Genomic DNA, 6,667 nt, shown 5'->3' on the forward strand with positions numbered 1-6,667 from the left:
GGAAGCGTAAATGTCTGAATTTGTGCCAAAAGTGAATGACAATGTAGAAATAGAAAAAGCAGCAGGACCAGGGCGTGAAGCATGGAGAAGTTTCAGCAAGAACAAAGTAGCTGTTGTCGGGGCTGGAATTGTAGTCTTCTTTATTTTGCTGGCAGGAGTCGGCTTTCTATCGCAATATGTTTCATTTATTCCGATAGAGGGCATTAATGACCAAAAATTAGCGGATCGGCTTCTCCCTCCCTCGAGTGAGTACTGGCTTGGAACAGATGACCTTGGAAGAGATATTCTTTCGAGAATTATCCACGGGGCACGCATTTCTCTATCGGTTGGTTTCTTCTCGGTTATTGGGTCGGTTGTTATTGGAAGCATACTAGGCGTTGTTGCAGGGTATTATGGCCGTTGGGTAGATACGGTGATTTCAAGGTTATTTGATATTATGCTTGCATTCCCTTCTATTCTATTGGCCATTGCGATTGTTTCAGTGCTTGGGCCAAGCTTGAGAAATGCACTTATCGCTATTGCAATTATTAATGTGCCGAACTTTGGAAGGCTAATCCGTTCGAAAGTATTAAGTATTAAAGAAGATGAATACATTATGGCGGCAAAAGCAATTGGTATGAAGGATATTCGGATTCTCTATTCCCATATCTTGCCGAATTCGATGGCTCCTGTTATTGTTCAGGGTACGCTCGCTATTGCAACAGCCATTCTTGAAACAGCGGCTCTTGGTTTTCTTGGCCTAGGGGCACAGGCACCACAACCGGAATGGGGAACAATACTTGCGGACTCGAAAAACTATTTGCAGTCGGCTCCATGGACAATGATTTTCCCAGGACTTGCGATTATGTTTACCGTCCTCGGATTTAACCTAATGGGCGATGGTTTACGTGATGCACTAGATCCGCGGATGAAGAGTTAAATGAAGATAAAAAAAGTAGCGCTAGGGTTTGTTAACCTCGGCGCTACTTTTTTAATAGATGTCCTCTTTCAACTTCATATCTATTTCATTATTATGATACTTTTGGAAAGACACAATGAGCTTGTCGAGATGCTCAAGTTGTTCTTCGTAATTCAAAATAGACGATAGAATATGAAGAAGGTGATAAGCAGAAAACTCTTCTTCTTGTTTTGTAATCGCAATTTCTTTAGTGAATATCTCCATCACTTCATGACGCTGTATAAAGTCATCAGTGTGGTTGGTGTTTATTTTATCTGCCTTTAACTTACCGACAAATTTTAAGTGGAGCTGTTCGTGATAAGTTAGTAAGGTATCCAGACGCTCTTGCACCATCATACGGAAATGTTCGGGTAGATTAATCAGTTCGTTTTCATACTGATGCAGTCTTTTTAACACATGATAACTACTTCCAGAAGTGGTTATCATCTGCCTGTAAATGACAAGTTTTCTTGCTTTCGATCTCGTACTCTTTTTAAAGTAGCTGCGTTCTTCTTTGAATAGAAGGTACAGTTCATCGACCTGTGTAAGACGTACTTTCAATTTGGTTAGCGATTTTTTCGTTGCAATATGGTCTGATGCTTGTCTGCCGGCGAGCCGAGTCCAACGGATAATCTCGTCTTGTGCCTGGTGGATAGATTCGAACAGTTTCGTTTCGTATTTCGGAGGCATAAATAGTAGGTTGACCACGAAAGCAGCAAGCACTCCTGTAAGAATCGTTAAAAATCGCAGTAATGCGAATGATAAGAACTCATCGCCTTTGATTTCCATAATGGCAATCATCACGACAAGTGCTAACGAAATCGATTTTTCTAGTCCGAATTTAAGCATAATCAAAATGATAATGACTGCCGCCAGACCTATGATAACTATCTGGTGACCGAATAGAAGAACGAAGGAAATGGCAATAACAGCACCGATGATATTACCTTGAATCTGTTCGATGATTGACAAATAAGATCTGTAAATAGTAGGTTGAATCGCAAAAATGGCTGCAATCCCTGCAAAAACGGGATTCGGAAAATGTAACAGCTCTGCTAGGAACAATGCGAATACAATCGCAATGCCCGTTTTAAAAATGCGGGCACCAAGTTTCATGGAATTATTCCTTTCTACTAAAACTATTTTTCGCTACTGTACCCTAAAAGTGGTCGTATGGTCAATCGTTCAACATAGTTGCGAGTTCTTTAAAGGATTTATCGACCGCGACGAGTGTATCCTGGATGTCTTGTTCTGTATGTGCCGTTGTTAAAAACCATGCTTCATACTTCGATGGTGCTAGATTAATGCCGTTTTTCAACATCAATTTAAAGAACTTGGCGAATGCATCGCCGTCTGTTGCTTCAGCTTGCTCGTAGTTTTCTACTTTTACATCTGTGAAAAATAGCGTGAGAGCTCCTCCCAGACGGTTTGTCGTTAAGATAATACCATGTTCTTTTGCGGAGGCCACTACGCCAGCTTCGAGAATAGCGCCAAGACGATCCATTTCTTCATAAACACCAGGTGTTTGAAGGACTTCCAAACATGCGATACCCGCGAGCATAGATGCAGGATTTCCAGCCATTGTTCCCGCCTGATAAGCAGGCCCTAGTGGAGCAACTTGTTCCATGATTTCTTTTTTGCCGCCGTAAGCTCCGATTGGCAAGCCTCCACCGATGATTTTACCGAAAGCAGTTAAGTCAGGAGTAAGGCCGAGTAAATCCTGAGCACCACCATAATGGAAACGGAATGCTGTAATTACTTCATCATAAACAATTAAAGCACCTTTTTCAGCGGCAAGTTCATGGACAAGTGGTAGGAACCCTTCGTTTGGTTCAACAATCCCGAAGTTCCCAACGATTGGTTCAACTAGGACACAAGCGATTTCGTCTCCCCATTTTGCCATTGCTTCTTTATAAGCTTCTGGATTGTTGAATGGAATCGTGATGACTTCTTCAGCAATAGACTTTGGCACACCAGCAGAATCGGGCGTTCCGAGAGTGGCTGGACCAGAACCGGCAGCAACAAGTACGAGGTCAGAATGGCCATGGTAGCAGCCTGCGAATTTCATGATTTTAGTGCGGCCAGTATAAGCACGGGAAACACGAATAGTCGTCATAACAGCTTCAGTTCCAGAGTTAACAAAACGGACTTTATCCATACCAGGCATTGCTTTCTTCAACATTTTTGCGAATTTCACTTCGTGGCGTGTAGGTGTACCGTATAGAACTCCTGTTTTAGCTGCTGTTACAATGGCTTCTGTAATATGGGGATGCGCATGACCCGTAATGATTGGACCATATGCAGCTAGATAGTCGATATATTTATTGCCATCGACATCCCAGAAATAAGCGCCTTCTGCACGTTCCATTACAGTAGGGGCACCGCCGCCAACAGCTCGGTATGCTCGAGACGGACTATTCACCCCTCCTACGATATGCTCGCATGCTTCATTATAGATTTGTTCCGAATTCGTTCTGTTCATTGTTAATTCCTCCGTTCGATTGATCACCATTCTATTGTAAACAAAACAAGGCCTATACGCCAAAGAAATTGAAACTGAAGAGCATATTCGATAGGATTAAGAAAAGAGTATATGGGAGGAATAGACGATGACGACACTTGAAGGGTTGCATGCACCTAAATTTTCATTGCCAAATGAAAATGGGGACGTAGTTTCATTACAAGACTTTGCTGGTAAGAAATATGTAGTTCTTTATTTTTATCCGAAAGATTCAACACCTGGTTGTACAACACAAGCTTGTAATTTCCGTGATGCCTATGAGGATTTTAGTAAACTGAATGCAGTTGTACTTGGAGTGAGCGCAGATAGTGAGGCGTCACATGGCAAATTTATAGGGAAACACGGATTGCCTTTCTCGCTTCTTGTAGATGAACATCACGAAGTTGCACAACAGTATGATGTCTGGAAGTTGAAGAAGTTATTTGGCAAGGAGTATATGGGTATGGAGCGTTCGACGTTTTTGATTGATCCAACGGGGACGGTCGTTAAGGAATGGCGCAAGGTGAAAGTCAAAGGGCATATAGAAGAAGCACTTGCAACATTGGAACAACTGACGAAATCTTGAAGCGGTTCTAGGAAAGGTTATTAATTCCTAAGAATTTATATATGCCCTTAGATATGAAGTAACAAGCGCTTTAGTTGACATATGCGCCCTAATTTAAGTAAACTAATTATAATAATTATAAAGAGATAATCTTTATGGATTGGGGTGCATGTATGATGTCTGAAGCGAAATTGAAAGAGGCCTTAGACGCATTGAAAAAAAGTGGTGTAAGAATTACTCCACAACGACATGCGATATTAGAGTATCTCATTTCTTCTGAATTACATCCGACAGCTGACGAAATATATAAATCGCTTGAAAGTGATTTTCCTAACATGAGTGTGGCAACAGTCTATAATAATTTACGTGTATTTAGAAATGCTGGGCTTGTTAAAGAACTGACCTATGGGGACGCTTCGAGTCGCTTTGATTTTGTAACAAATGATCACTATCATATTATTTGCAATGAGTGTGGAACAATTGTTGACTTCCACCACCCCGGCCTTGAGGAAGTTGAGCGTTTAGCTTCTCATGTAACGGGATTTGAAGTGAATTCACATCGCCTTGAAGTATACGGGACATGTCCCACATGTGCTCTAAATGTTACAAGTGTTAAATAAAAAAACGTCCGATCTACTTCATTATGAAGCTAGATTGGACGTTTTTTTTATTTTGTATCATCTGTTGACTTGACTGTCTGCTTTTGAGGACGGTTGTAAGACACATCAAACTCTTTTCCTTCTAGTGAAGGATCAAGTGTCAATGGCTCGCGGCAATGTCCACACATATCAACACGGCCGAGCATTTTTGTATGCCTGCCACAACTAGGGCATTGTATTTGTACGGCTCGTGTAGATAACGTACCAATCCAAGCGTAAACTACAGTACTGGCAATGATGGAAAGAAAGCCAAGTGTCATGAAAATAAGCATGACAATCTCGTTGGATCTAAAGAAAATCCCGATATACATAATGACAACCCCGAGGAATATTAACGCAAGGGCGAATGAACGTATTCGGTTTATCTTATTTTTATATGGTTTCATCCAATAGACCTCCTTGATATATCCTCAATAACTATAACATAAATTTTGTTTTTTACATTATTTAAGGTTCAAACAATGAAGGATATTGCCATCTGCTTGTCGAAAGGAAATGACAGGGAGGTGTGGTAGTGGAACAAGTACTTAGACCAATTTATCAGGAGCGAGCAAGTTTTCCAGAGACGCTAGGCGTCATTCTAGTAGAAAAAAGAGGGAAAGGGGATCCTGTTACGGATACATTCGATGCGATCCTCTTAATCATTACCGCTGATGAAGAAATCCCTGTCTTTACGAAACATTACACGGACGGCAATGGGAAAGCTGCAATGCATATTATTAGTGAAAAGCAATTGCGGAAATGGCTACTCCTTGGATCAAAACGAAAAGTAGTAGACTGGTTATTTTACGGTAAAGTCTTTTTTGATCGCAATGAATTTGTAGAACAATTGCGAACGGAATTACAAGAGTATCCTTTTTACGGTCAAAAGATGAAGATGGGGCTTGAGTTTTCCAAGCTTATTAGAGGATATATGGAAGGAAAGACTTTTTTCGAGCAAGGAAACTATATGGATGCCTATCATCATGTCGTTAAATCGCTTCATCATCTTGCGCGACTTGCAGTCATTGAAAACGGATTGTTCCCAGAAGTGACCGTATGGTCGCAGGTGAAAAAGATTGACCCTGCGATTTATAAATTATATGAAGAGCTTATCATGAGTGAGGAGCCCCTTGAGAAACGATTGGAATTGTTGTTTCTTGCGAGCGAATTCTTTATTCATAACCGAACAGCTGATGGAGCCCGTCATATTATGGACGTTATGTCGTCACAAGAGCTATGGACGATTCAAGAACTCCATGAGCATGAAGAAGTTAGGATGTACTCAATCGATCTTGAGGTATTTATTGAATTTCTTATCGATAAAGGATTTATCCAAGTAGTTCAGAGTGATTCGAAAAATGAATTGATCTTCCATAGGGATTACAGCGTAGAGTGATTTGAATTGGTAACACCTACAGAACTATTTAACTTTAGTCAGCAGACATTTGGATACTCACTGAATGGGGTAACCTAATTTTGTACAGGTCATTTATATAGAAGTAAGATGCTTCTGCTGAATAAAGTTAAATTAGTTTCGTTCATCTTGTTGACAATCAAATATAACCCATGCTAATATAATTAACGTCGCTTAGGAAATGAAGTGAAATTGCTAAGAGGCAAAGCATAACTACCTAAAAAAAGAAAACGAAATTAATCGTTGACTCATTCGAGGTAAGATGCTAAGATAGAAAACGTTGCTCCACAGAAGTGTTGAAAACGACGAAAAAGAAATTGAAATTAGTTGTTGACACGGAGAGCATAACTTGATATGATATGAAAGTTGCTTGCGAGATAACGGCAACGAAAAAAATCAACATGAACCTTGAAAACTGAACAGCAAAACGTCAATGAAATACAGCGAGAGTGCTTAACGCACTTAAGCAAAACACATGACATTATTGAAGAGAGATGAAGTTAAATCTTTCTCTAATGCCAGCAAGAAATGAGCTATTCATTTTCTTCTATTATGGAGAGTTTGATCCTGGCTCAGGACGAACGCTGGCGGCATGCCTAATACATGCAAG

At 40.5% G+C, this 6,667-nt stretch carries 7 protein-coding genes and 1 rRNA gene; 5 read left to right on the forward strand and 3 right to left on the reverse strand.

Annotated elements, in window-relative coordinates:
* The first annotated feature begins 10 nt into the window (after positions 1-10).
* On the forward strand, positions 11-919 hold the full coding sequence (gene nikC, locus R2B72_RS10665; protein ID WP_318616507.1) for a nickel transporter permease: 909 nt from the start codon (positions 11-13) through the stop codon (positions 917-919).
* 51 nt (positions 920-970) lie between these two features.
* Here nikC and R2B72_RS10670 read toward each other — a convergent pair whose 3' ends face one another.
* A complete protein-coding gene (locus tag R2B72_RS10670; RefSeq protein ID WP_318616508.1) occupies positions 971-2,053 on the reverse strand; it encodes an FUSC family protein in 1,083 nt (360 codons plus the stop codon).
* A gap of 61 nt (positions 2,054-2,114) precedes the next feature.
* Positions 2,115-3,419 (reverse strand): glutamate-1-semialdehyde 2,1-aminomutase, encoded by a 1,305-nt coding sequence (locus tag R2B72_RS10675; RefSeq protein ID WP_318616509.1) that lies wholly within the window; start codon positions 3,417-3,419, stop codon positions 2,115-2,117.
* A 127-nt stretch (positions 3,420-3,546) separates the two neighbouring features.
* Between R2B72_RS10675 and bcp the strand changes: the two genes are divergently transcribed.
* Positions 3,547-4,023: a thioredoxin-dependent thiol peroxidase gene (gene bcp / locus R2B72_RS10680; RefSeq protein ID WP_318616510.1), complete on the forward strand. Its 477-nt coding sequence runs from the start codon at positions 3,547-3,549 to the stop codon at positions 4,021-4,023.
* Positions 4,024-4,178: 155 nt separating this feature from the next.
* Positions 4,179-4,622 carry a peroxide-responsive transcriptional repressor PerR gene (perR, locus tag R2B72_RS10685; protein WP_318616519.1) on the forward strand — a complete coding sequence of 148 codons (444 nt, stop codon included), beginning with the start codon at positions 4,179-4,181 and terminating at the stop codon, positions 4,620-4,622.
* A gap of 47 nt (positions 4,623-4,669) precedes the next feature.
* Here the strand turns inward: perR and R2B72_RS10690 are convergent, their stop codons facing one another.
* Complete coding sequence (locus tag R2B72_RS10690) at positions 4,670-5,047, reverse strand: YgzB family protein (protein WP_318616511.1); 378 nt, start codon at positions 5,045-5,047, stop codon at positions 4,670-4,672.
* Between the two features lie 128 nt (positions 5,048-5,175).
* On the opposite strand from R2B72_RS10690, the gene R2B72_RS10695 reads away from it, so the two are divergent.
* Together R2B72_RS10695 and R2B72_RS10700 are read left to right on the forward strand one after the other, a co-directional pair.
* Positions 5,176-6,039 carry a nucleotidyltransferase-like protein gene (locus tag R2B72_RS10695; RefSeq protein ID WP_318616512.1) on the forward strand — a complete coding sequence of 288 codons (864 nt, stop codon included), beginning with the start codon at positions 5,176-5,178 and terminating at the stop codon, positions 6,037-6,039.
* Between the two features lie 567 nt (positions 6,040-6,606).
* Positions 6,607-6,667: ribosomal RNA gene (locus R2B72_RS10700) — 16S ribosomal RNA — on the forward strand; the annotation flags it as partial.

The sequence above is a fragment of the Sporosarcina sp. YIM B06819 genome, from assembly GCF_033485175.1.
Lineage (GTDB): Bacteria > Bacillota > Bacilli > Bacillales_A > Planococcaceae > Sporosarcina.

What these genes read in the sequence shown, in the direction of transcription:
- nikC (WP_318616507.1), top strand. Translation starts at nt 11, where the DNA reads ATGTCTGAATTTGTGCCAAAAGTGAATGACAATGTAGAAATAGAAAAA.
- R2B72_RS10670 (WP_318616508.1), bottom strand. Translation starts at nt 2,053, where the DNA reads ATGAAACTTGGTGCCCGCATTTTTAAAACGGGCATTGCGATTGTATTC.
- R2B72_RS10675 (WP_318616509.1), bottom strand. Translation starts at nt 3,419, where the DNA reads ATGAACAGAACGAATTCGGAACAAATCTATAATGAAGCATGCGAGCAT.
- bcp (WP_318616510.1), top strand. Translation starts at nt 3,547, where the DNA reads ATGACGACACTTGAAGGGTTGCATGCACCTAAATTTTCATTGCCAAAT.
- perR (WP_318616519.1), top strand. Translation starts at nt 4,179, where the DNA reads ATGTCTGAAGCGAAATTGAAAGAGGCCTTAGACGCATTGAAAAAAAGT.
- R2B72_RS10690 (WP_318616511.1), bottom strand. Translation starts at nt 5,047, where the DNA reads ATGAAACCATATAAAAATAAGATAAACCGAATACGTTCATTCGCCCTT.